32 protein-coding genes and 1 tRNA gene are annotated in these 23,233 nt (G+C 57.5%); 23 read left to right on the forward strand and 10 right to left on the reverse strand.

Going from position 1 to position 23,233, the window contains the following annotated elements:
- Positions 1–456: 456 nt before the first annotated feature.
- The 9 genes from msuE to NBG89_RS06935 all read left to right on the forward strand — a co-directional run bounded on the left by msuE (position 457) and on the right by NBG89_RS06935 (position 7,159).
- Positions 457–1,020, forward strand: a complete 564-nt coding sequence (msuE, locus tag NBG89_RS06895) for an FMN reductase (protein ID WP_431322201.1) — start codon at positions 457–459, stop codon at positions 1,018–1,020.
- 19 nt (positions 1,021–1,039) lie between these two features.
- Entirely contained in the window at positions 1,040–1,210 is a 171-nt protein-coding gene (locus NBG89_RS06900) for a hypothetical protein (protein WP_189637259.1), read from the forward strand.
- A gap of 15 nt (positions 1,211–1,225) precedes the next feature.
- Positions 1,226–1,384 (forward strand): hypothetical protein, encoded by a 159-nt coding sequence (locus NBG89_RS06905; RefSeq protein ID WP_431322202.1) that lies wholly within the window; start codon positions 1,226–1,228, stop codon positions 1,382–1,384.
- Between the two features lie 181 nt (positions 1,385–1,565).
- A complete protein-coding gene (locus tag NBG89_RS06910; RefSeq protein WP_431322624.1) occupies positions 1,566–2,165 on the forward strand; it encodes an RBBP9/YdeN family alpha/beta hydrolase in 600 nt (199 codons plus the stop codon).
- 301 nt (positions 2,166–2,466) lie between these two features.
- The gene (locus NBG89_RS06915) at positions 2,467–3,126 is read left to right on the forward strand and encodes a redoxin domain-containing protein (protein WP_025582508.1); all 660 of its coding nucleotides are present in this window, start codon (positions 2,467–2,469) and stop codon (positions 3,124–3,126) included.
- A 38-nt stretch (positions 3,127–3,164) separates the two neighbouring features.
- A complete protein-coding gene (locus NBG89_RS06920) occupies positions 3,165–4,496 on the forward strand; it encodes an LLM class flavin-dependent oxidoreductase (RefSeq protein WP_431322203.1) in 1,332 nt (443 codons plus the stop codon).
- A 165-nt stretch (positions 4,497–4,661) separates the two neighbouring features.
- Positions 4,662–4,844: a hypothetical protein gene (locus NBG89_RS06925; RefSeq protein WP_088694940.1), complete on the forward strand. Its 183-nt coding sequence runs from the start codon at positions 4,662–4,664 to the stop codon at positions 4,842–4,844.
- A gap of 1,305 nt (positions 4,845–6,149) precedes the next feature.
- Entirely contained in the window at positions 6,150–6,479 is a 330-nt protein-coding gene (locus NBG89_RS06930; protein WP_431322625.1) for a hypothetical protein, read from the forward strand.
- 290 nt (positions 6,480–6,769) lie between these two features.
- Positions 6,770–7,159 (forward strand): hypothetical protein, encoded by a 390-nt coding sequence (locus tag NBG89_RS06935; RefSeq protein WP_431322204.1) that lies wholly within the window; start codon positions 6,770–6,772, stop codon positions 7,157–7,159.
- Between the two features lie 170 nt (positions 7,160–7,329).
- On the opposite strand, the gene NBG89_RS06940 is transcribed toward NBG89_RS06935, so the two are convergent.
- From NBG89_RS06940 to NBG89_RS06950, 3 genes are all read right to left on the reverse strand, one after another.
- Positions 7,330–7,419 (reverse strand) — tRNA-Ser (locus NBG89_RS06940).
- 77 nt (positions 7,420–7,496) lie between these two features.
- Complete coding sequence (locus tag NBG89_RS06945) at positions 7,497–7,895, reverse strand: tyrosine-type recombinase/integrase (RefSeq protein WP_431322205.1); 399 nt, start codon at positions 7,893–7,895, stop codon at positions 7,497–7,499.
- Between the two features lie 356 nt (positions 7,896–8,251).
- The gene (locus NBG89_RS06950) at positions 8,252–8,470 is read right to left on the reverse strand and encodes a DUF982 domain-containing protein (RefSeq protein ID WP_431322206.1); all 219 of its coding nucleotides are present in this window, start codon (positions 8,468–8,470) and stop codon (positions 8,252–8,254) included.
- A gap of 127 nt (positions 8,471–8,597) precedes the next feature.
- Between NBG89_RS06950 and NBG89_RS06955 the strand changes: the two genes are divergently transcribed.
- The 3 genes from NBG89_RS06955 to NBG89_RS06965 all read left to right on the forward strand — a co-directional run bounded on the left by NBG89_RS06955 (position 8,598) and on the right by NBG89_RS06965 (position 10,145).
- On the forward strand, positions 8,598–9,023 hold the full coding sequence (locus NBG89_RS06955) for a hypothetical protein (RefSeq protein ID WP_431322207.1): 426 nt from the start codon (positions 8,598–8,600) through the stop codon (positions 9,021–9,023).
- Entirely contained in the window at positions 9,020–9,628 is a 609-nt protein-coding gene (locus NBG89_RS06960; protein WP_431322208.1) for a hypothetical protein, read from the forward strand. Before NBG89_RS06955 ends, NBG89_RS06960 begins: the two co-directional genes overlap by 4 nt.
- Positions 9,629–9,926: 298 nt before the next feature.
- Positions 9,927–10,145: an HNH endonuclease gene (locus tag NBG89_RS06965; RefSeq protein ID WP_431322626.1), complete on the forward strand. Its 219-nt coding sequence runs from the start codon at positions 9,927–9,929 to the stop codon at positions 10,143–10,145.
- Between the two features lie 30 nt (positions 10,146–10,175).
- Here NBG89_RS06965 and NBG89_RS06970 read toward each other — a convergent pair whose 3' ends face one another.
- The 3 genes from NBG89_RS06970 to NBG89_RS06980 all read right to left on the reverse strand — a co-directional run bounded on the left by NBG89_RS06970 (position 10,176) and on the right by NBG89_RS06980 (position 11,103).
- Positions 10,176–10,412 (reverse strand): hypothetical protein, encoded by a 237-nt coding sequence (locus NBG89_RS06970; protein ID WP_431322209.1) that lies wholly within the window; start codon positions 10,410–10,412, stop codon positions 10,176–10,178.
- A gap of 78 nt (positions 10,413–10,490) precedes the next feature.
- Complete coding sequence (locus NBG89_RS06975; protein WP_431322210.1) at positions 10,491–10,724, reverse strand: hypothetical protein; 234 nt, start codon at positions 10,722–10,724, stop codon at positions 10,491–10,493.
- A 112-nt stretch (positions 10,725–10,836) separates the two neighbouring features.
- Positions 10,837–11,103: a hypothetical protein gene (locus tag NBG89_RS06980; protein ID WP_431322211.1), complete on the reverse strand. Its 267-nt coding sequence runs from the start codon at positions 11,101–11,103 to the stop codon at positions 10,837–10,839.
- Between the two features lie 166 nt (positions 11,104–11,269).
- Between NBG89_RS06980 and NBG89_RS06985 the strand changes: the two genes are divergently transcribed.
- Together NBG89_RS06985 and NBG89_RS06990 are read left to right on the forward strand one after the other, a co-directional pair.
- Complete coding sequence (locus tag NBG89_RS06985) at positions 11,270–11,773, forward strand: hypothetical protein (RefSeq protein WP_431322212.1); 504 nt, start codon at positions 11,270–11,272, stop codon at positions 11,771–11,773.
- 793 nt (positions 11,774–12,566) lie between these two features.
- Positions 12,567–12,839 (forward strand): glycosyl hydrolase 108 family protein, encoded by a 273-nt coding sequence (locus NBG89_RS06990; protein WP_431322213.1) that lies wholly within the window; start codon positions 12,567–12,569, stop codon positions 12,837–12,839.
- A 96-nt stretch (positions 12,840–12,935) separates the two neighbouring features.
- On the opposite strand, the gene NBG89_RS06995 is transcribed toward NBG89_RS06990, so the two are convergent.
- On the reverse strand, positions 12,936–14,318 hold the full coding sequence (locus NBG89_RS06995) for an IS1380 family transposase (RefSeq protein ID WP_431322214.1): 1,383 nt from the start codon (positions 14,316–14,318) through the stop codon (positions 12,936–12,938).
- A 141-nt stretch (positions 14,319–14,459) separates the two neighbouring features.
- Here NBG89_RS06995 and NBG89_RS07000 point away from each other — a divergent pair, with 141 nt between their 5' ends.
- The 7 genes from NBG89_RS07000 (at position 14,460) to NBG89_RS07030 (ending at position 18,202) form a co-directional block, all read left to right on the forward strand.
- Positions 14,460–14,543: a glycosyl hydrolase 108 family protein gene (locus tag NBG89_RS07000; protein ID WP_431322627.1), complete on the forward strand. Its 84-nt coding sequence runs from the start codon at positions 14,460–14,462 to the stop codon at positions 14,541–14,543.
- Entirely contained in the window at positions 14,540–14,761 is a 222-nt protein-coding gene (locus tag NBG89_RS07005; RefSeq protein WP_431322215.1) for a putative peptidoglycan-binding domain-containing protein, read from the forward strand. The genes NBG89_RS07000 and NBG89_RS07005 overlap by 4 nt, the downstream gene beginning before the upstream one ends.
- Positions 14,745–15,125 carry a hypothetical protein gene (locus NBG89_RS07010; protein ID WP_431322216.1) on the forward strand — a complete coding sequence of 127 codons (381 nt, stop codon included), beginning with the start codon at positions 14,745–14,747 and terminating at the stop codon, positions 15,123–15,125. The genes NBG89_RS07005 and NBG89_RS07010 overlap by 17 nt, the downstream gene beginning before the upstream one ends.
- Positions 15,126–15,655: 530 nt before the next feature.
- Entirely contained in the window at positions 15,656–15,994 is a 339-nt protein-coding gene (locus tag NBG89_RS07015) for a hypothetical protein (protein WP_431322217.1), read from the forward strand.
- 255 nt (positions 15,995–16,249) lie between these two features.
- The gene (locus tag NBG89_RS07020; RefSeq protein ID WP_431322218.1) at positions 16,250–17,053 is read left to right on the forward strand and encodes a TIGR04255 family protein; all 804 of its coding nucleotides are present in this window, start codon (positions 16,250–16,252) and stop codon (positions 17,051–17,053) included.
- Entirely contained in the window at positions 17,046–17,621 is a 576-nt protein-coding gene (locus NBG89_RS07025) for a hypothetical protein (RefSeq protein WP_431322219.1), read from the forward strand. The genes NBG89_RS07020 and NBG89_RS07025 overlap by 8 nt, the downstream gene beginning before the upstream one ends.
- Before the next feature lie 179 nt (positions 17,622–17,800).
- Positions 17,801–18,202 (forward strand): hypothetical protein, encoded by a 402-nt coding sequence (locus NBG89_RS07030; protein ID WP_431322220.1) that lies wholly within the window; start codon positions 17,801–17,803, stop codon positions 18,200–18,202.
- Positions 18,203–18,494: 292 nt separating this feature from the next.
- Here NBG89_RS07030 and NBG89_RS07035 read toward each other — a convergent pair whose 3' ends face one another.
- From NBG89_RS07035 to NBG89_RS07045, 3 genes are all read right to left on the reverse strand, one after another.
- Positions 18,495–18,737, reverse strand: a complete 243-nt coding sequence (locus NBG89_RS07035; protein ID WP_431322221.1) for a hypothetical protein — start codon at positions 18,735–18,737, stop codon at positions 18,495–18,497.
- A gap of 103 nt (positions 18,738–18,840) precedes the next feature.
- The gene (locus NBG89_RS07040; RefSeq protein ID WP_431322222.1) at positions 18,841–19,146 is read right to left on the reverse strand and encodes a DUF982 domain-containing protein; all 306 of its coding nucleotides are present in this window, start codon (positions 19,144–19,146) and stop codon (positions 18,841–18,843) included.
- Between the two features lie 204 nt (positions 19,147–19,350).
- Complete coding sequence (locus tag NBG89_RS07045; RefSeq protein ID WP_431322223.1) at positions 19,351–19,686, reverse strand: DUF982 domain-containing protein; 336 nt, start codon at positions 19,684–19,686, stop codon at positions 19,351–19,353.
- Between the two features lie 1,070 nt (positions 19,687–20,756).
- Here NBG89_RS07045 and NBG89_RS07050 point away from each other — a divergent pair.
- Positions 20,757–21,857: a septal ring lytic transglycosylase RlpA family protein gene (locus NBG89_RS07050; RefSeq protein ID WP_431322224.1), complete on the forward strand. Its 1,101-nt coding sequence runs from the start codon at positions 20,757–20,759 to the stop codon at positions 21,855–21,857.
- Between the two features lie 69 nt (positions 21,858–21,926).
- Complete coding sequence (locus NBG89_RS07055) at positions 21,927–23,123, forward strand: D-alanyl-D-alanine carboxypeptidase family protein (RefSeq protein WP_431322225.1); 1,197 nt, start codon at positions 21,927–21,929, stop codon at positions 23,121–23,123.
- Positions 23,124–23,233: the final 110 nt, after the last annotated feature.

Below are 23,233 nucleotides of genomic sequence, written 5' to 3' on the forward strand. Positions count from 1 at the left end.
TGATGCGAGGATTGTTCACGGAAGAGAGTGTCACAAGAAAAAGCCCGGCGGGATAGAATCCACCGGGCCTTTTGCGGACCTACATAGGCGATGCTGGTCCGGCAGCGCGGATTTCAAACGCTGCAACTATGAAACGGGCAACGCCAGCAAAGGTTCCCACAAATGTTGTGTAGGTCGCTATCAAGCTTGTGCCGCACCATGCGATTTTGAGCGGACGACCGGCATCAGCACCTGCGCCGCCGGTCGTATTTCAACATGCAGCCGGCCAGGGGCGGGCTTACTGGCCGCTTCGAAGGACTTGCGCTGAACAGGCTTGCAAGCGTTGCGGAAGCCAGACCGCTGTGATGGCATGTTAGAGGGGATCGAATTTCAAACTTCCATGTCACAACGGAACTTCATTTCTTTTGTTCACTAATTTTATAGACAATATTTGATGCAGCAAAGAAGGAGAGATACATGTCGCTGCGATTGGTGGGCATTGCCGGTAGCTTCAACCGTCCGTCAAAAACCTATACCCTTGTCGAGCATATCGCTGGACTTGCCGCTGAAAACTACGGCTTCTCCACGAAGGTCTACGATCTCAAGGATGTCGGCCCGTCGCTTGGTACGGCCCTGTGGCGCAGCGAGCTGGATGCCCAGGCGACCCAGGTTCTCGATGATATCGTCAAGGCGGACGTTCTCGTCATTGGCTCGCCGACCTACAAGGGGTCGTATCCCGGTCTGTTCAAGCATCTGATCGATCTGATCGAGCCGAACGAACTCCGCTCCAAGCCGATCATCATCTCTGCGACCGGTGGCGGGGATCGCCACGCGCTGATTGTAGAGCATCAGTTGCGGCCTCTGTTCGGCTTCTTCATGGCTCACACGCTGCCGACGGCCGTCTATGCTTCGGATCGCGATTTCGTCGACTACAAAGTCGCCTCGGAGGCGCTGTCAGGCCGTATTGGCGCTGTTGTCGATGAACTGGCCGCCTTCTCCTTCGTGCCCTCGGCAAGGGCTTCACTTCAAGCCGCCGAGTGAGCGCAGGAGGGATGATGACATGGACGGTGCGGAGAAAGTGGCGATGGGAAGCGAGCTTTGGAGCGTCTTCGACTTCGCTCGCCGCTATCGGCTGACGATCCGGGAGCAAAATCGCCTCTTGATGCTGTTCGGTCCCGTCGCCAGTGCCACGGACCTGCTTTCGAATGCGAGGCGGAACCAGCTGATCTAAGGGGGTAAGGAGAAAATGATGATGCAGTCTCTTCTTCTGTGGATCCGATCGGTGCTCCGCATCGACCTTTCCCAACCGGCCGCCGCGCGGATCGAGTGGCCTCAGGACGGCGAGCCGACAGCCCGCGACTATGAAATCTATTATTGGAACCCATCTCCGGGCCCCTGGTACTGAGGGATCGACATGGTCGTTTTCGATGATCGCCGCATCGCTCCGCGAGTCCGGCTAGTGAGCGCAGCAGCAGATATGGCCGCTCCCGTGGCTACGATCCTCGCCTTCGCGTTCCTGTTCGCAATCACGCTAGGCGTTCTCTAGGAACCGACAGCTCGCTCTTAAGACGCGATGAGGATTGATGATGACGCCAGTACTTATTCTCCCAGGGCTCTTTGGATCAGAGGATGCACACTGGCAAAGCGCCTGGCTGCGCGATCATCCCGAAAGTCGTCTCGTCCAGCAGGATAACTGGGATCATCCGAACCTGAATACCTGGCGGGCGAGGCTCGAGGCCGCACTCGAAGATGCCGGAGACGCCTACATCGTTGCCCATAGCCTCGGATGCCTGTTGGCGGCAAGTCTCGCTGGGCGGCCCGCAGCGGGCCGGGTGAGGGGAGCCTTGCTGGTGGCGCCGTGCGACCTGCCGGCGACCGACAAACTACATCCAGGGCGGATTGCTTTTGGCACGATGCCAACGGCCGAACTGCCGTTTCCAAGCGTGATCGTCGGTAGCCTGAACGATCATTATATGTCGCTCGACCGCCTGACGCTCTTTGCCCGTCTCTGGGGCAGCGAGTTGCGCAATGCCGGTCTGGCCGGACACATCAATGTCGCCAGCGGCTACGGCCGTTGGCCGGGCGGCTACCGGATCTTTGAGAAGCTGAAAGTAAGAACTCATCATCTCGATAAGATACCGCAGAGGAAGCCGTCGCTCGGCAGAGCGGCTTCGTCGGCGTGGTAATCAATGTCGCTGGCAATCGGTCGTCGACAATATCGCGCGAAGGTGGTCGGCCGAGCTATTTCGTCTCGCAGACGTTCTCCTTCATGGGCGCGACTTTCACGGTAAGTACAACGCGCCATGGATTAAGAGGTTCTGTAGAATCATAGACAGAATAAATGTGTATAATTGAACTGCCGTTCAGGCGGCTTTGGGCCATTCATCAGTTCAGCATTTTGGCGCAAGTGCTTGAACAGCGGCAGAAAACGGCTACACAATCGCCGTTCATTGAAACCAACGCCATTACCAACAAGGATCACCGCTCATGAGCCTCCGTATCAACGATATTGCACCGGATTTCACCGCCGACACCACACAGGGTTCCATCCAGTTCCACGACTGGATCGGTGACGGCTGGGCTGTCCTCTTCTCGCATCCGAAGAACTTCACGCCGGTCTGCACGACCGAACTTGGCGCGATGGCCGGGCTGGAACCCGAGTTCCGCAAGCGCGGCGCCAAGATTATCGGCATCTCCGTCGACCCGGTCGAAAGCCACAGCAAGTGGAAGAGCGACATCAAGACGGCGACCGGCTTCGATGTCGACTACCCGTTGATCGGCGACAAGGACCTGAAGGTTGCCAAGCTCTATGACATGCTGCCGGCCGGAGCTGGAGAAACGTCCGAAGGCCGCACGCCCGCAGACAATGCGACCGTCCGTTCCGTATTCATCATTGGTCCCGACAAGAAGATCAAACTGATCCTCACCTATCCGATGACGACCGGCAGAAACTTCAACGAGATCCTCCGCGCGATAGACTCCATCCAGTTGACGGCAAAGCACCAGGTTGCAACGCCGGCAAATTGGCAACAGGGCGAGGACGTCATCATTACGGCCGCCGTCTCCAACGAGGATGCCGTAACCCGTTTCGGTTCGTTTGACACAGTGTTGCCGTACCTGCGCAAGACCAAGCAGCCACAGGCTTAAACGCTTGGGCAGGGCTAGGCACTGGACGGGAGCGCTTGATGGCACTGGAGCGACAATTGCATCTCGGCGCCTTCATGCGCCCCGTCAGCCTGCATACAGGGGCATGGCGCTATCCGGGCGCCTATCCCGACGCGAACTTCAACTTCAAGCACCTGAAGGAGTTCGCGCTAAAGCTGGAGGCGGCGAAGTTCGACGCCTTCTTCATGGCGGATCATCTCGCCGTGCTCAACATGCCGGTGGAAGCTTTGAAGCGAAGCCAGACGGTAACCTCTTTCGAGCCGTTTACACTGCTGTCTGCCCTTGCCGCCGTCACTGATCGGATCGGCCTCGTTGCGACTGCCTCGACAACCTTCGATGAGCCCTACCACGTAGCCCGCCGCTTCGCCTCGCTCGACCATATCAGCGCCGGTCGGGCGGGCTGGAACATCGTGACGACGGCCAATCCCGATGCCGCGCTGAATTTCGGCCTCGAGGAGCATGTCGAGCATGGCGAACGCTATCATCGCGCCCGCGAATTCTACGACGTCGTTACAGGGCTCTGGGACAGCTTTGCTGACGACGCCTTTACGCGCGATGTCGAGAGCGGTCAGTTCTTCGATCCGGCCAGAATGCACGTCCTCAATCATAAGGGCGAAGAACTCAGCGTCCGCGGCCCACTCAATATCGCTCGGCCGCCGCAAGGTTGGCCGGTCATCGTGCAGGCAGGGCAGTCCGAGCCAGGGCGCCAGCTTGCCGCCGAGACGGCAGAAGTCGTCTTCTGCTCGCCGCGCGATCTACGCGCAGCGCAGGCGCTCTATGCGGACATCAAGGGGCGCATGTCCGCGATCGGACGGGATCCCGATAACCTCAAGATTCTGCCGGCCGCTTTCATCGTCATCGGTAACAGCGTCGAAGAGGCGCGCGCGAAGCGGGCACGGCTCGATAGCCTCGTTCATTATGACAGTGCCGTCGCTTCACTCTCGATTGCCCTTGGTCATGATGCTTCTGGCTTCGATCCCGATGGACCTCTGCCTGACATACCGGAGACGAATGCCAGCAAGACTGGCCGCGCCCAGGTTGTGAAGTTCGCTGAAGAAGAGAAGTTAACCGTTCGGCAGCTTGCGCAGCGCTACGGCGGTTATTCTGGCCTGGCCTTCGTGGGGACATCGGAAACAATTGCCGATGAGATGGCGCAATGGCTGGGGGAGCGCGGCAGCGACGGTTTCAACATCGTATTCCCGTATCTTCCCCAGGGTCTCGACGATGTCGTGAACCAGCTCGTACCCGAGCTGCAACGGCGCGGGATTTTCAGACAGGACTATGAGGGCACGACGCTCCGTGAGCACCTCGGCCTTGCTCGACCCGCCAACAGGTTTTTTGTCAGCCCCTGAGACGCTATGTCTGGAGCCTCGAACTCTCTTTGCCCGCATTTACACGCATCAAGCATTCGCCGGTAGCCATTTATTTCCACTTCCGTGCGCAATACTCCTCGCATCAGCCCAATGGCGCGATACATTGTTGGCTGCAGTGTAACCGGGGGTGGTAAGGAGAAACAAATGAGCAGATTTCGTGCGTTCGTGGCGGCTGGAGCGTTGATCGGTCTTTCGGCTCTCGCATCGGCCTGCGCGACACCGCCGAATTCAATGGGTTCTGCATCAGGCTATGAGCCGGGAGATTCAATGAATCGAGCCTGCGAGGATGGTTTCAGACCTGGCGACGGCCGCTCCTGCAGCTACTGACCGGCGGTAGCGCATGGTAGCGCTACTGATCTCGTTCATCCGCCTGCTTGATGTCATCCCAATGCGGATAATGCTCGGCACACCACCATTGCGTTTCGCCGCTTTTGGAAGAGGTGTGTCCGAAACCTCCCCATTTCCCGCATCCGACGACGCAGCAATAGTGGTTTACATGAATGTTGGCGCCAGGCGCATGCGAATGATTTTCGATGCTCATCGCGACAGATTCCCAATCGCGCACCTTCACCGCCGCATTTGTACCACACAACGCCTAGGCGGCGCGAGTTCGCTGTCAGGTCGGAGCCGATCAGGTTTCGACGCGGAAGAGGGAATGCCAACGACCCGGTCGGACGAATGGTCGTGGACAGTCGCCTTGCAAATGAGGCGACGAGCTCTTCGAGTGCCTCAAATCGAAGGAGTAGCGATCCTGATTTCAGCGGCTAGAGCATGGATTGCTTAGAGCCGGCCGCTCTGATGCCTTACGGATCGCAATGAGGTTGTTCAGGATGGCGCCGAGCGCGTAATCGCCGCCCCAAGCAAAGCCATTCATCGGTCAAATACATCGGTTCCGGGGAGAGCGAGTGTCCACTTCTAAAATCGGGAATTGCGCTTGAGCTTACTTCCACATTCTTGCTGCAGATTTGGTAGCACGGCCCTTTTCAACACCGATCTTGCGGTCTTCAATATCGCGTACGGCAAGTCTCCGAATCGAACGACGGTTGCGGATTGGTGGGCCGCGGTTGAAATCCGGGCGAGTCGGGTGAGGGCGGTCAAGTGTTCGTGATAGCCCTCGCATCTGCTTGATGGCGCGGCATTTCTGGGACTTAAGGTCACCGCGGCGAGGGGATTAATATGAGCAGGTTTCGGGCAATGATAGCGGCCGGATTGCTGATCGGTCTGAGCGCGGTTGCGTCGGCGTGCACGACGGCGCCGCAGAATCGAAATCCGCCAGATTATCAATATAATCCAAGAACTTCGGTGAACCCGGCCTGCGCGGATGGCTTCAGGCCGAGCAATGAGCGCTCATGCAGTTATTGAGTTAGAATGGTAGGCTGATTGTCCGGAGCACGCTCAGCCGCGGAGATTGTGACGAATTCAGTGTCTTTGAAATATCCTTTGAAAACAGCGGAGAACTCGTCACACAACTTCTTTGATGCCTCGAAATCCTCGATAACGTGACTGTAGATATCTCGAATAAGGCTTTCCAGTTCAGGCGCGGCCAACTCGAATAAGTCCGCAGCGCGCAGTTGTTCATCGGAGGTTAATTCTTATTAACCCAGACTCGCAGCCTGAAAGGATGCGCCGATGATGAAGAAGCTTTTTGCCCCAATCGCAGCCATGGTCCTGGCTGCATCTTTCTCCCTGCCGCTAAACGCGACACCGATCGTCGTGCCGAAAGCAGTACCTATACACACCCCCGACGTCGAGCTTGTCAAACACAAGGGCCATGGGAATGGCTATGCTTATGGTCACTGGAAGAACCGAGGCTACGCCTACCGCGACTGCCGGTATTACGGTTCGTGCTACCGGCCGCGGTATTCCGGCTATCCACGGTATTATGGATATCCGCGGTACGGCTATCGCGACTATTACTCCTATCAACGTAGGCCAGGTGTGACCGTGTATTTTGATTTTTAGTCCCAACTTGGCGGCCACGTGGATGAGATCTGGCCGTCGGCGAGAATGCCGGCGGCTTCGACGCTTCAAGCGGCGGGAGATCCGCCAGCCCCTCTATGCAACCATTGTGTGAATATGCGACTCTGATTCCCGTGATTGCGAGAAAAGGGGAGCGATGATGAGTGACAATGTGACGCCACCCGCGAAGGCGTTCATGAAAAGATAGGCCTGAAGTGGCCGAAATGGTCTACCGGGACTGCAAGGAGATGCAGCGAGCCACGTTTGACGTCGCCACTCAATGGGGACGGTGGATGATCGGCAGCCTGCTAATTATCCACGGCGGCGCGCTGTTCGGCCTGTTCACCTTCCTTAGTGACCTTGCCGGGAAGCCAGAGGCGCTGGCACAGTACCAATGGACGGTGTGGTGGTTTGTCGCCGGGATTATCCTTACGTTGTTGTCCGGCATGATGGCTTGGTTCAACTGGTCAATGCACAGCGACGACTACGACAACCTTGCAAACAAAGCGATGCTTTGGGATCCAGAGCAGTGGGTCGGCAGCACTCCTCATAACGGCGCTATCAATATTACGCATCACCTGGCTATTGCCTTTGGGCTCATGTCAGCGCTCTGCATTGTTGGTTGTGCCTACTCAACGCTTAACGGCAAATGGGTTCCGCAAGTCGTGAGTGCGATTGTCTGATTATTCAGCAGGCGTCGGGGGAGTGATTTCCTCTCCCGCCGCGCCAAGGCGTCAATGAAGCAGCGTTATGATCAGAACAACGGCCTGGATCAGCGTCCTCTTTAGCCGTTATGACAACGATGAAAATTCTGCGAAGAAATATCAAAAAACGCAATGAAAACAACAAGAACTGGCGGAAGAGGTGGGATTCGAACCCACGGTACGGTTTCCCGCACGCCGGTTTTCAAGACCGGTTCCTTAAACCACTCGGACACTCTTCCATCTGATTGATTAGATTAGGCTTTCAGCTTTTTGCCTCTTGCCTGAAAACCGGCTTTGCTACCGATTTGCTACCCAATCATTCGACGGCTGGCTTTTTAGCAGCTTTGATGGCCGCGTCAACTTGCTCAGCAGCATTTGCCTGCATCCCCGGCATGACATGCGAATAAAGGTCGAGCGTAATCCCGATTGTCGAGTGACCGAGGCGCTCGCTGGCAATCTTCGGGTGCACGCCGGCCGCAAGCAACTGCGTCGCGTGGGAGTGTCGCAGATCGTGGAAGCGGATGCGAGGCAAATCGGTCTTTGCCAACAACCTCGTCCACTCATGGGTGAGGGATACCGGCTTGAGAGGATTGCCGTCGACTTGGGCGACCACAAACGAATCATCGACGGGCCTGATCCCGATCTTGAGCTGCTCCTCGGCCTGGGCAAGTCGGTGCCGTTTCAACTCCTCGAGGACCGTTGAGGAGAGGGCCACGGTGCGGGCCTTGCCCGATTTAGTCTCCTTATACCGGACCTCCTTACCAACCTGCTCTGCGCTTCAGGTGACCGCAATAACGGCCGCTGTCAAATCCACGTCCTTCCAGCGAAGAGCGACGCAAGATTCCCGCTGTTAGCTACGAAGGCTACAAATATGATCCAGAGTACGGCTCACCGTATTGGCGCATTAATGAGATCAAGGCGGGGCAGTCCCGGCTGTTCAGGCGGTGCGAGACCGAGACGCAATACAGTAATGAGGTCGCGGCGCTCAAGAGAGCCGGCTTGGTTGTGAAGCAGCGCTGATCGGCGAGCTGAGCGTTGAACAGACCCCCGAACGGCATCAGTATTGGCGACTTAGCGCGCAGCCGCGAGCTGGACGGCGGACTTGGCGTCTTCGGCCCTCATCCGACCCTCGATGACCGCTTTGCAAGCTTTCCATGCGCGCTGCCATTTGGCAGTGCTCTGGTTCGGTTCGTGAATGAGCCAGGTCAAGGCCTCCTCAGGCGAGCCGACAACAATGCGTATGCGGCTATCTCCCAGCACGAGGGGCTTTTCCCATCGGTGTACCAACATGGCTACGCTCCAATCGCGAGGGGTGTTTTGTCAGCGAGCGTTGCTACGCTTCCCAAGAAGTGGGTACCCGAAGCACGAAATGGAAGAGAGAAACGAACGGAACCAGCCGCCAACGCCGGAGGCTTAATTGAATAGAAGCGTCAACATCTACAAGATCGCGAGAGAGTGTGGCGTCACCCTGCGGGAGTGGAAGCACCACAGCCCAACGAGCCGCCGCGCTCGAGAATGCTTCTGCAAGCCGACCGTCCGAGAAATCGGCCGCCGGCATGGAGAGCAGCATCTCCGCCTGGTCCTGATGCTCATCACCGGCAATTCGCGCAATGCCGGCGAGCTGTATGCCGATGTCTTGAAAGCTGTGTCGCGTCTTCTCATCGCCAATCCGGATCTCGTCCGCCGGCCGTCTCTTGTTTCGGACTTCAATGCGATCGACTTCGGCGCCACACGGCGTGGCGCCCGGTCCATGAAATACGGAATGCCCATGAGCGATGAGATTCTGGTGGCGCTCCGGCAGCAACTCGGCCTCTGGCCCTATCGAGGAGAAGAAGCGGCATGATGTTTGCGGAATGGACGTATGAGCAGGTGCGGGCCCAGATCATCGAAGCGGCGTATACCCTCAGAGCCTCACCGGGCGACCTGGGGCCGCGTTTGGCATCCGGCGCGATGTCGGACGTGGTCCGCGATATGATGGAGTCCTACGGCTACCAGGAGGCCAAGGCGCCACGCATCCTATCGGCAGGCGCGATCAGCCGCATGTACGCAGTTTGGGACTGGGTGAACTCCTACCTGAACGAGGAGCAATGCAAGCGAGTTTACGAATATGCCTTCATCAAGACCCGCAAAGGCATCTATCTCGACCGGTATTTACGGAAAATCGACATGTCGCGAAGAACTTTCGAACGGCGTGTACAGGCTGATTGTCAACGGATAGCAGACGCTCTCAACCAAAAACACCGCGTCCGGTTGACAGTGACCTTTGACGACGTGACGCAAATCGCCGTAGAAGACACGTCAATAACGGTAGCTTCGAAGAATTGCGCGACGGACTGGCGCGACGCCGAAGTGACCGGCCAGAAGGAGCAGGTTCGGGCTGACGTTCTCGCCCACGCTCACTGGCGTAACGAACGCCGCCGGCAGCTCCTGGAGCGGGCCGAGCGGTGAGCCGCAATCGACCCTTCTTCCTCGAGGAGAATTCGAACACCGGAACACCCCTCCGGGCGCGGCATCAACTCGGGCGGAAGGCATCTTTTGCTGAAAGACCACTGGAAATACCCGAAAAGGCGTAGAGCGCGCGTCCCTTTCGAAGCTTGACTCCGATCCAGATTGCTATTCTCCTGCAACAACCAAGCATTGCAGGGGAGGCAACGACTGCTTGAGTAAAATCGCGAAGAAAAAGCACGGCCGGAAGCGACGAGCGTTCAAGCTTCAAAGTGGGCAATGCGGTATCTGCGACGCGGCTATGGTACTTCCCGGATTTAATAACAAGGATCGCAAACGCAATAGGCTTGCCGCGGTCGCAAATCTGGCCACATGGGATCACCTAAAGCCAGCAAGCAGGGGTGGCAGCAGTTGCCTTGATAACCTTCATCTCGTTTGTTACGCCTGCAATCAGGAGCGTGGGGCCTCGAAGGCCAATCCGACGTGGCGCTCTGTCAACACTAGATTAGAGCATACCTAGAGCCATTATCGCCGCGACATCGCATCTAGATCACAACCCGGCTTTTTCCTTGGTCTGTCGCTTCTTCCTGCCTCCGGAATAGCTGCAGGTAGGCGAGGTGGTCAGATGCTTGAAGCGCGGTCCAGCCTCTTCCCCGTACGGTCGGACGTAGCGACCGCACTCGGGGCAGAGGTAGGTGCTAGATGATGCCCGATGCACTGCATCGAAAGCGTCGATGTCTTCCAACTCGCCCATCAGATTTCGGCGCTTCGCGATAAGCAGTTTCATCGCTGTCCTGTGTGCAGGTATTGCTGGGTGGAGGGGCGAGCCCCCTATCCGGCGGACAATGGGTTTGGCGTAGCGTTCCTAGATGGCTGCCCTTTTCATGTCGGCAAGGCGCTGCCGCTCGATATCCATTAGGTTTGCGATCTGCAAAAGCGTCTCCTTTACCAGGATCGTCACATATCCGCCGCTCTTGTTCCGGGTGTTGGTAATCAGGTTTGTGAAATCCCTCGGATCATCTGAGTATCGCAGGATTTGAACCACCTGATTCATGTTTACGAAGAAGGACCGTTCGGCGTCAGAAAGTCGAAGGAACATTAGCGGCGGTCTCCGTTAGGTGCCGACGAAATAAGACGAGACGAAACGGTGAATCGCAAGGCTCCGACTTTGCAATCCGCGTTATCCACAGGCGCAAAAAGGGCCCTCTGCCCTATACGTCTGGAAACGCGAGAATAGCTTCGGCAAACGCTTTCATGGTCGCTATGCGATCAGCTTGGATCATGAGTTTCGCTATCCGGGAGAAATCGGCTGAGTTGACGTCGACCTCGATGTTTCGCGCCATGTTCGCCGTACCTATGTTGGACCACATGTGCAGGCCCCAGCCGTCGGAAGATTCGCGGATTGAGGCCAGCAGGGGACTGCGACCTTCGCTTTCACCTTTGCTGCTCCACTGCCCGAAAGAATACTCCAGTTCCATCCATACCCCCAAGTCAACGCGATGTGGATCTCTAAAGACGCATGGCCTTGGGGTGTCGTCGATGCCTAGCTCACGTGGGCACAGCCGGGCATCTAGAGAAAGCTCCAGCCGATTAGAAGGCCAGAGGGAACAATGGCAAATACAACATTCATGCAGGCAATCGCCGATGCGATCTGCAATCATCTCGCCAACGGTGAGAGCCTTCGATCCGGCCGGCACCACGGCTGTTTCCGGCACTCTCATCGATCCGGTACCGTGGAACAGTCTGACCACGGATCTGGGCAACGAAATCACCAACTCGCTGCCACGCAACGGATCGGCGCCGATGACGGCTCCGCTGCAGGCATCGGCCGGTACCGCTTCGCTGCCGTCACTCACGTTCAATACTGCCGCGACAACGGGATTTTACCTGAAGTCGGCGACTGAGATCGGGATCGTCTCGTCGGCGGTAGAGATAGCCTCATTTGGCTCTTATGGCCTACACTTTGATGCCGTCGGCGAGCTCCAGAACGTCAATCTAACGGGGACTGTGGGCGGTGTATTCCTTCAGGGTCACCTTTATGGCCTGACGCTCTCCAACAACGCCTCTGACGCGACGAACGATATCGACATTGGCGTCGGGGCTGCGGCCAGCGATGGCGCAACACCATATATGCAACACCATATATAATGACGCTCGCCTCGGCCCTTACCAAGCGACTCGATGCTGCGTGGGCAGTCGGGTCTGGCAACGGCGGCGTGGACACAGGATCGATCGCAAACACGACATATAATGTTTGGCTAATCCAGCGATCGGACACCGGTGTTGTCGATGCGCTGTTCTCTGCCTCGGCAACTTCCCCGACGATGCCGACGAACTACGACCGGAAACGGCTCATCGGCTCGATAATCCGCGAAAGCGCGGCAATCGTAGCGTTCATCCAGATTGGGGATTACTTCTACCGATCGACTCGCGTGTCCGACGTAAACGCCACAAACCCCGGAACCTCGGCGGTTACCAGGACGCTATCCTCCTGTCTCGCACTGGACGGTGATCGAGTTGAAATCTGGTCGCCGGATCTTCGGCTATCGTCACAAGGGCCGCTGGTTCGGGTGGAAGCACGAGGCCATCGCAGGCCGGTATCTGCTCAAGTCCAAGCCTTTCTAACAGAAATGCCAAGGCCGCGACATTAGCCGCGGCCTGGCCGTTAGACAGAGCCACACAAGGCTGGAAGGGGTTCCACTGCCTTATGCGCGGACCCTGCTCACAGAGGAACTGCGAGCATTCTGAATATAGCGCTTCTTTCGCCGAAGGCAGGATGTCTTCGTTCGAATAGGTAGGATCAGCATTTCGGTGAGTGGTCGACAAAGGAGTGAGGTCCGCAAGGGGTGTAAGCGGACCTCGGAGCACTGTTACAGGAAGTTGGCCGCATTTGGGGCCGCGCACATAAGAACACAACCGGCCGTCGAGCGCATGTTCACCAATGGTGGTACCCGCGGTGCGGCTCCTTTTTGCTTTTCCAACAATACAATCTGGAGCTTTCAACGAATTCACGCGCTCGCTATCCAAGGTACTCGTCCACGAGGGCGGCTATAGCAATCATCCGGAAGATCCGGGCGGCGCCACCATGAAAGGCGTCACGCAGCGGGTTTACGACGAATACCGGCGCTCGATCGGCCTAGCCCGGTTTTCTCACAGCCCCCGTAGTTTTGGCTTTCGCTATGGCTTGTCTCGGCCGTGGTGCTGGGCTCGATAGCGAGAACGGGTGCAGCCAGCGCCGCGGTGTGTGGCGTTTGTTGGGGCTGGCGATGTATCCTCTTTTGTTGGCGGGAAGGGTTTGGGTCCGGCGGCATCATCGGGCCGCAGCGCGTATTCGGGCATGTGCCAATGCAAATTCCGCGGCATAGGGACAGGCCGATGCCATCGCCACCTTGATGCGGCGGACCGAGACACGAACCTGCGCGCCGATCTTCAAGAGCTTCAATCGGATCGTGCCGCAGGTGGCATCGGCAAGCCGCGTGTGGGCGAGACCGAGGCGGCGGAGCGCGCAGATGAGCACATAGGCCAACGATGCAAAGGAGAGCCGCAACTGATTGGCGCGCATGGTGTGAGCACTGGTGCGGTCGGCATAGAGATCGAGCTGGCACTCTTTGATACGGTTCTCCATATCACCGCGGGCGCAGTAAAGCTCCTCGTAAAGCGGTCGTGCCGCTGAGCGCTCCGGGGCAAGCGAGGTGACGATGAAGCGTGGATTAGCCCCAGCCTCCATCCATTCGGCCTTGGCCACGACCCGCCGTCGGCATGACCAGCTGTCCTTCGTCGACCACAGGAAGTCGCGGAAGACGCGGGCAGTCTCACCGCTTGCCCTGGCCGCCAGGCTCGCTTCCTCCAGAGCCTCGGCGATCTGCTTTTCCAGACGTTTGTTGCGAGCAAGGCCAAAGACATAGTCGATGCCGTTTGCCTCGCAACAGGCCATCAGTTCTTCGCGGGCAAAGCCGGAATCGGCACGCAGGATGATGCGGACGCTGGGCCAGCGTGCGCGGATATGTTTGACGATCCGCTCGACCTCCTCGACCGAACCGGCACTGGCATCGATGTTGGAGCGCCGCAGCTTGGCCGAAAGCAGATGCCGGCCGCAGAAGATGTAGAGCGGCAGATAGCAATAGCAGTCATAGTAGCCGTGGAAGAACCGCCCCTCCTGCTGGCCGTGCAGCGGATCATCGGTGGCGTCGAGATCGAGCACGATCTCCTCCGGCGGCCTGTCGTGTGCGTCCAGGAACAGCTCCACGAACAGCGCTTCCAGCGCGCCTTTGTCGTAAGCGATCTTGTGATAGCGCGTCGTCTCGCCAAGGCGGCCGTGCTCCAGTCGGTTCAACGTCGATTTGCCGGCAAGCACCGCACAGTCGTCTCGCTTCGGCGTCAGCCGCTCCGACAGAAGGGTGAGTACCGGGTCGTGGCGCAGCGTGTCGTGGTCATCAACATCCTCGTAGCCCAGTGCGATCGCCGCAATGCGCTGTCCGACCAGCGTGCGTACGCTGTGAACCGTGCAGTTCGGATCGCGGCCATCGATGAAGCAAGCGGCCACCCGGTCGAACAGTCCGATGGCCCCATCGACGTGGCGAAGCAGCAGAGCACCGGCGTCCGAGGTGATCGCCCCGCCGTCAAAACCAGCCACTACTTTATGACCGTCGAAGCCTTCAAATTCGAGTTGCGCGGAGATACAGTGTGTTGGCATCGGGCCTCCTTAACAAATCTGGTAAGCCTTTGTAGCAAAAGCAGTTTCTCAGATTCGTAGGTCCGATGCACCTTTTACTTTGAGAGATGCGGGCTAGAGCCGCTGCCGGTCAAGAACATCAGCAACAGCGAGCTGCAGGCGATCTACCGCAAGCGCTATTGGGATCAGGCGAAGTGCGACAAGCTCGCTCCGGGCGTCTCCTACGTCGTGTTTGACGGGCGGTGAACTCCGGCGTTGCCCAGTCGGTCAAGTGGCTCCAGCGCGCTCTGCAGGCCATGGGGCTCTATCAGGGCGGCATCGACGGCATCATCGGGCAGGGAACGCTTTTGGCCACCGCCGGCGTCAGTGACAATGATCAGCTGATCGCCCGCATCTGCGAGCGTCGCTTGGCCTTCCTGCAGGCGCTGAAGACGTTCAAGACCTTTGTTGGACAGCCCGAGTGAGCGGCGGCTCGCTGTAGGGCAGGCATGGGCCTCTGGATCGGTCGGGCCTGAGATCGAGTATGTCGAGGGCGGCGATGCAAAGGCGTTCATCTCTGATGCCAAGCCGGCGCCGACACTTGCAGTTGCTGACGCGGCCACCGGGGCAGGTGGCGGCTCCTTTACCCTTGGCGGTGCAATGACTGCGGCCAAGGACCAGCTCATGCCGCTGACCGGTTCGTCGCCATGGATCGATCGCACGATAGCTGCGCTGATCATCGGCGGCCTTGTCGTCGCGGCCGGCTCCTATGCCTATCGCTGGTACGCCAACCGCAGAAAGCAGGAACGCCTCGACGCTCTGGATCTCCAGACGAAGGCGCCGGCGTGATGTGGGCGGTCCTGTGGGCGAGAACACCCGCCTGGCTGAAGGTCGGCGCCGCCGTCGTCCTGGTCGTGCTCGCGGCCTACTAATTCGGCAAATGGACTGGCGCGAACGACGCCAAGGTTGCCGCCCAGATGGACGCAATCAAAGAAGCATCCAATCGGATTTCCAACATGGAGAAGAACAATGCGGACTTCCGTAGCAAGTCGGCTCGTGATCGTTGTCTTGTGCTCATGCGCGATAGCGGGCTGCCAGACAGCGGCTGCGATTAACGGCAGTGGGTATCAGCTGACGCGCTTCTCCAACCCTGCGGCGGCGCGAGCGGCGGCGGAAGATCCGACGGCGGGACCGGCCATTGCGTCCAACAACAAGCAATGCCGCGCAGATGCGGCCTGCCGGAAATAGCAGGGCCCGGCCTACACGCATGGCCGGACCCTCCCATTGCCGTCCCATGGCTTACGAGCACGGCGACGGCGAAATAGTCGATCGGGTTTTACCGGTCAAGCACGCATTGCATTGAAGGGGCAATCGAGAGAATGGATGCAAAAGTCATGGACCCGAACCCGCAGCTCTCACAGCGATTGCCGGATCTTTCCACGGAAATGCGGCTCTTCCTGGCCGCTGTTCGCGATGATGAGATCGACAACCTGAAGCTGGTCGCGAGCCTCGACGAGGAAGAGCGTCAGGCGCTGCAGTTCATGCTCAAGAACTTCAAGAAGGACGATCTGGCCGTCATCAACGACAGCCTGGAGAACCTGCGCACCATGAAGCGGTTCGGACGCTTCGGCATGTATCTGATGGGGCTGATTATCGCCTTCACCAGTGCGGTAGGGGCGGTAAAGATATTCTTCATGTCGGGTAGCGCGCCGAAGTAGCGTTGGCTCGAATCGTGTTGCATCATAGAGTCGGATCGCACCCGCACGAGCGCGGCCATTTGAAATCGCACCCTGGTAAGATGTGTGTTTTGCCTCACAATATTGACGCAAGGTTCATCTGGGACACAAAAGTCGGCTTAAAATGTCCTGTCTTGACAAAATTCACGAAGTTTTCAGTTTCATTTCATACGGCCAACGTTGACGGGCGCGACGGATGAATATTTAACCCACTGGTAAGTGGCTCAGGACCCAAAGATGGCAGAATTTCGAACTCAAATTCCCGCTCATGCTATAGAGCGATGCACTGCCTCGATCATATTCAACCCATCAGTGCCAGACAAAGCCTTCGAGAGAATCGTCGCGCAAAGCGCGTCTCAATTGATGAGCAGCGGTTTTCGGTCAACTGGACCTTCAGTGGGTCTCAGCGTCGATGTTGTTACGGGCAGGGTGATCCACTCCGCTGAGGGAGCCCCTAAACTATATATAGGACCTGACGGCCAGACCCAGGTCACTGTGATGCCCAATCTCATCGCACTTTCGACCCCTCAGTATGTGCGTTGGGCGCATTTTCATAACCTGATTGAAAAAATTCTTCGTCCGCTTTGCGACGCTTACAACAACATCGTTTCGATCAATGCCGTAAAGCTGGAATACTGGGATAGGTTTCTTTGGACTGGAAGCTGGTCGGATTTCGATGTCGATCAGCTTTTGGACGTTTCTTCAGGTGTTATCTCCCAGAAGGCGATGCAGGCTGAGCGCGAGTGGCATTCTCATTGTGGATGGTTTGAATTTCTCGGTCCTTCGAAGCGGCTCGTAAATGTGAATGCAGACGTGGTGGAGGTACGTGAAAATGGCGTGACGCCACTCCCCTCAATTGGCATCTACACGATGATGCAGGATCAAGTCTTTACGCCAGAGCATCAGGCAAACTTTGAAGCTGTATCAGCGTCAAAAAAATTTGATGAACTACACGTAGGGTTGAAGAATCTATTTGCTTCATTAATTTTAAAGAGTTATGCGACAAGAATTGGGCTGCTCGGGGAGAAAAAGAATGCTTGATTTCGGTGAGTCCACCGCGTCGCTTTCATACCTGCTCGATCCTGCGCTTCTTTTCCCGCCAGCAATCGTTTACGCAGACGGCGACGACGGCGACGACGAAATCGTCACTCGGACAAGCGACATATCGCGTCTAGTTGCTGAGCATTTCCGCGCATACGCTGAGACTCACGCACCCAAGGCAACCTTCGACCAGGCCCGTCCTGTCGAAGTTAAGGCGCAGGATACCTGGCTGTGGAATACCGTTAGCTCAATCACTGCGCATCGTCAGGCAGATTGGATGGAGCCCGGCGTCGAAGCACCGTCTGAAGAAGCGTTGGACGTTGCTGAAGTGCTAGCAGCAGGTTTCGCGCAACTGCCTATCAATCGGAGACCGCAATTCGGTGTCGACGGCGATGGACGCGCTAGCTTTTCAGCTTACGACAATGGATTTTACTTACACCTGACCATCGATCAAGGTGGCGCTGTATCGTGGTACTCCGTCGAAAATGATGCTGAGAGCTATCGAGATGATGTCGAAGTCGATCCTCTGAATGTTCGCGCGCTTGCAGAAGAGATAATGTCAGCCTAGCCATGAGTTGTGAAGCTTGCAGGCAGGCGCTTCAGGCCGAGAACGCAAAGGTCGACAGCATCAATGAAGCTGTGAACCAGCGGTGCGGTTGTGAGAAATTTTCTGTTTCCGACCTATCCCCTGGTGTCGTCTCGGACGCAGAAAACCTACATTATCTCGTTCCAACTCCAGAGGGCCGAATGGCCAACGGCCGCTTGAATCCTATCTTTCTTGTCCAAGTGGATAGAAACGGCCTTAGCGTCCTGAGAGAAAACGCTGGTGATGACGAGTTCGTTCAAACAGTGGATGAGTTGCGACCCCGGTGGCAGACTAAGGAAAAAAGCTTGGAAGGGGTAATGACCTTCCCGGCTTCTGCGGTGCGCTGGCTGGACGGCGAGAGACTTTGTTGCGTCTACGACACAGCCCTGCCAGGAAAGCCGCATCATTCCGATTTGATGATGCCCTCGTTGGAGGCCGGCCTGAGCAATTCTGAGCGTGATCGCAGACAGAAGAAGCGCATAAAAACCCTGGTTGATCAGATCGGCGACAATTTCCAATCGATTGCCACGTTTCGTAGCGCGCGGCTAGCACACTTGGGTTAGGAAACCTCCTTGGCAAAGAAGGGATCGCCCCGAGGCGGACTTTTTGTGCAATCGTCGTCCGCCTCGGTAACCAGCCGTGCTCGGCGCTGGAATAAAGTGCCGGAAGCCGACGCCGCAAGATATTCGTAAAATGTCGTAATTTTTCCCAGCGCTCACTCATCCGCATCGTAGTCCGCGCCGGCTTTTGTTCCGCTCGCTTCAAAAAGAGCCCCGCTTCTTTCGCGGGGCAAGATCAGGGCTCCTTGAGTGGTCACGTCCCGAAGGCCGAGAGCGAAGCTCAAAACGCGGTAAACTACGCCTTGGCGTGTCCGCTGAGATCGAGGCGACGCGCCGCATCGACGAGGTGCTTCAACTGGTCGATGTCATGCACCTCCTGCTGATAGAGCGCGATAATGCTGGCGGCAACGCGATCCTCTTCCTCAGATCCAGGTTCTATTCCGGACGCTCCGCAAATCGCATCTAGGACGGCCTGGCATTTGCGTAAGTCGTCGGAATCCAGGGGCTCATTGTGGCGAGTGAAGTATTCGCGAGACATCACAACATCCTCCATGAAGAACATCTCTTATCATCGCTACACGGTCCCGCCGCTTTCGGCGGGACACGAAAAAGGGTAGAGACGAGTTCCAACCCTCCCGAGTTCAAAAATGTCGATGAGCCGTCGACGTGAGGCGTTGGCCGCTCGGTCGTCTGCTACCGCCTCGCACCGCAAGGCCCGCCTCCAGGCATGCCGCGAGGAAGAGCTCTTTGCTTACTGCTGGAGGGGTTTGTCGCCGAAGGGCATTCCGACAGCTCACGACGGCGGCATCGTGATAAGCCCCGTGGGCCTTGGGCCATTCGTTCTCGAGGAAGTCCAGAGTGTCGTGGATACTCTCGAAGGACTTTTCCGTTCCATTCTGAAGTCGAACATGTACAGGGGTGTTCCAAAGGACATCCGGCGTCGGCATTTTTTCCTCCTTAATCTTACCAACGGCAATGTAAGGAAAAGCTAATAATTGAAAGGCGTGGGTGCAAGGGGTGCCATTGCTGCCGTCGGGAAAAAGGAGCCCCGCAATGGGCCTAGCGGGGCGAGGAAGAGGGACGTGGAAAGGGGCGATAGGATAAACCTACCGTCTGTCGCTTCAACGCAGCCTGCCGAGTTTCGTTCCTGCCTACCGCCGTTTCTTTCTCTTCGGCTTCTCCGTTTTCGGGGGGCGTTCGAAAAGCGCGGCGTTGGCATTCACGTTTATCCCTGCGTCTTCCGCTGCCATGATGAAGGCGGCCCTGGCGGCCTCGGCATTGGTCTGTGTCTCCAGTGCCCTCAGGCAGGCAACAACAGCGCCGCGCCACGCGCCGCCCTTCTGCTTTTCCGGCCAGCGCGTCATCAAGGCGTCGCCCATAGCTGCAACCGACGTGAGCACGCGATAGACACCCGGGCGCACATCCAAGTCGATGCCGAGTGGCGGAATTGGCATTTCCGAGGGCTCTTCCATGAAGGCCTCACTCATGATGTCAAATCATCGTCGGTTCAGTCCCGTGTCCGGATCGATATCGACAATGATATCAGCACCATCGTTCTTCTGTGAGCCAACCTTTCGGTCGATCCGCTATGCCTCAGGGTGTATGTGCCCCGGCCCTCCTCGATGCATCTCGACAACAACTGCCGGTTACCTCCCGTGGCAGCACGCAGCATCGACATGGGGGAACAACGTGTCACCGTGGGGGTTCATAGAGTGGATCGCACGGGTGAGGGATGTTTCTCCCCTCATGTCTTACGCTGACTAACTGTGTGATCCACCGACGTCTCATTTCTCGAATGCGGAATCGGAGACCTTGTGTCGGCACCGGGATGGGTCGTCATAATTGTTGAGCGCAACCGAACGTTCCACACAATCGGCGTTTCCCTCTAACGGCCTGCGCGAAGTTGCCATATGCTTGCCAGGTGTCGAAAAGGTTTTCTGTCTTACCGCCCGTCATTACGCATCCTAATCTCGGTTGTGGTCGTTCTGAACATCCCGGGAACGAGTTGCTACCATTTTGCTACCGAACTCGGTAGCACGAATGGAAATGCGGTAGCACGGACAGGTATAGAGGAGGGAGCTTCGCCTTACTCATCAGTACATTCAAGGATAGTGGGGACGATGGAAGATGTCGGGAACCGAATTTCAAGACCGGTTCCTTAAACCACTCGGACACTCTTCCATGCAGTTGATTTGACGTCGCTTTCGGAGCTGGCGCCTTTCCTGCTGTTGCCGTCGCGGTGAGCTCAGGCCATGCAGCGTTTAAAGCCGTTCGGGGACAGCGTCAACTGGTTCTGTCGGCTTGGTGGATGGCTACGGGAGGGGAATTTCGCCGGGTGAACGATCCGCCGGGCATGCGCCGACTGCATTGTCCAGAGTGTTAAATTAGTGACTTATTAACCATACTAATTAGAATTGTTCCTATCTGGGCGAAATGCTTCGCAAATTCGCCACGAAAGCCGCATGATTAAAGTCTCGTTAGGTTGGTGGGATTAGGGGTGTCTGGCCCGATCGGGGCAGATTTCTTAACCATAACGGTCTTGAGCGGCGTGGGACATATGAAACGAGACTACGGGGCGGCGTCATTCGCAGCGGGGATGCGATGGGTTGGGCTGTCGCTCATCTGCGCAACGGTTACGGCATGCGGTACCGCGCCAACGCCCACGAAACGTACCCACGGCAAGGAATATTTCTCTGAGAAGGAATACGGCGTCAAGGCGAGCCCGCGCGTTGCCACCGGCAATAATATCCCGAAGGGCGGCGGCCGCTATATGGTCGGCGACCCATACGTGGTGAAGGGGAAGTGGTACTACCCGAAGGAAGATTTCTCCTATAACAAGGTCGGCATCGCATCTTGGTACGGCTCGGCCTTTCATGGTCGTCTGACGGCAAACGGCGAAGTATATGACCAGATGCATCTTTCCGCCGCACACCCGACGTTTCCTCTGCCGAGCTATGCACGTGTGACGAATACGGAGAACGGTTCGTCCATTATCGTGCGCGTCAATGATCGTGGTCCGTATCACGAAGGGCGCATCATCGACCTGTCGAACAAGACGGCGGATATGCTTGACCTGCAGCACAGCGGTACCGGAAAAGTTCGTGTTCAATATGTCGGTCGGGCGCGCATGGATGGTCACGACATGCCTTATCTGATGGCCTCCTATGTGCCAAAGGGCAGTCGCATTCCGGGTATCAACCCGGGCGGCGGGCAGATCGCCAGCGGGGTCATGGTCGCCTCCAACAGCAAGCGCATAACCGCCGACCAACTCGAGAGCTTCGGCGGCTTCATGCCTGAACCGGAGAGTGTCCCGGTACCGGTCTCGGCGACGTCCTATGCTGGCTCGACCCCGAGCGCCAGCTACAACGCCGGGCCCGTTCCGACACCGATGCCGTCGCCGTCTTTCGGTGGCGCAGTACCGCTTGCAGCGCCAACCGCCGGGCAAATGGTCATTCTGCCGGAATTCGGTCCTTTCCCATATGAACGTCCCTATGGAGGACAGCGTTCTCTGGCGATGGGGTATCAGGAAGAGAGCGCGAAAACCGTTACCGTCGAACTCGCTTTCGATGCGGTGATGGTTCGTAACGACGGTCTCACGCAGGACGCGATCCTGGCATCCTTCAAACGGCAGAAGGCGGCGGTCGCACGCGGCGAGTAACGGCGGCCATTGCGTCGTTCTCGGTGCGCCGTTAGCATCGTCAAGGTCGCCCGAGCTGTGGGGTTTTCGGTGTTGAAGCGTTTCGTTCGCCTCTGTGTCTGTCTTCTGCCTTTTGCAACGGGAGCCGTTGCAGCGAGCAGCGATACCAACGCTTCGTTCGTGACCAAGGCTGCGCAGGCCTACATGATCGAGGCGTCCACTGGCACAGTGCTTCTTGCTAAGAACGAGAATCAGACCTTCTCGCCGGCCTCGCTTGCCAAGCTGATGACGGTGGATCTCGTCTTCGACGCGCTCACAAAGAACCAGATCACGCTCGATACACTGTATCCCGTTTCCGAATATGCCTGGCGAACCGGCGGTGCGCCGTCGCGCACGGCGACAATGTTCGCCGCCCTCAAATCGAATGTCCGCGTCGAGGATCTGATCAAGGGTATTGCCATTCAAGGCGCCAATGACAGCTGCATCATTCTTGCGGAAGGAATGAGCGGTAGTGAGCCGGCCTTTGCGGCGGCCATGACGCGGCGCGCCAAAACGCTCGGCATGGAGCAGTCTATTTTCGAAAATTCGACGGGGTTGCCTGACGGCAAGAGCAAGACGACGGCGCTTGATATGGTGACGCTGGCCGCGGAATTGCAGAAGTCCTACCCGAACCTATACCTGTATTTCGCGCAGCCCGATTTCGAATGGAACAGGATCTTCCAGCGCAACCGCAACCCGCTGCTCGGTTTCGGCATGGGGGTTGATGGCCTGGCGACAGGTTTTGCGGAGGGGGAGGGATACTCCATCGTCGCTTCAGCCGAACGCGACGGTAGGCGGCTCTTTATGGCACTGGGAGGTATTGCCTCCGACAAGGAGCGCACCGAAGAGGCCAAGCGCGTGCTTGAATGGGGGCTGACAGCCTTTGAAAGCAGGCAGATTTTTGGCGATGCGGAAGTGATTGGGCAGGCGAGCGTTTACGGCGGAACGTCACGAAACGTCGATCTTGTCGCGAAGACGCCTGTGAGCGTCTACATACCAATCAGCAATCCCGAGCGGTTGTCCGCACGCATCGTCTACCGTTGGCCGTTGACGGCTCCCGTGGAGGCGGGCCACAAAATCGGAACATTGCGGATCTCTGCTGGTGGTCGCCTGCTGCGTGAGGTGCCGCTCTACACGAAAGAAACCGTGGCAGTCGGCTCATTGGGCAGCCGCGCCGTCGATGCGCTCATGGAGCTCGGCGAGACGTTGCTGTTCTCGTGGCTGTGGGATAAGCCCGAACCCACGTGATCGCCATATTCGCCGTTCAGGGTGAGAGTTGTCGTCGGGCGGTTTCGCTTTTCGCTGCCTTCCGCTAGATGTACGGCAGTGGTGTGGGTGATCGCCGTAATGCAGGAAGT

This window comes from Rhizobium sp. YTU87027, from assembly GCF_050644135.1.
GTDB lineage: Bacteria > Pseudomonadota > Alphaproteobacteria > Rhizobiales > Rhizobiaceae > Rhizobium.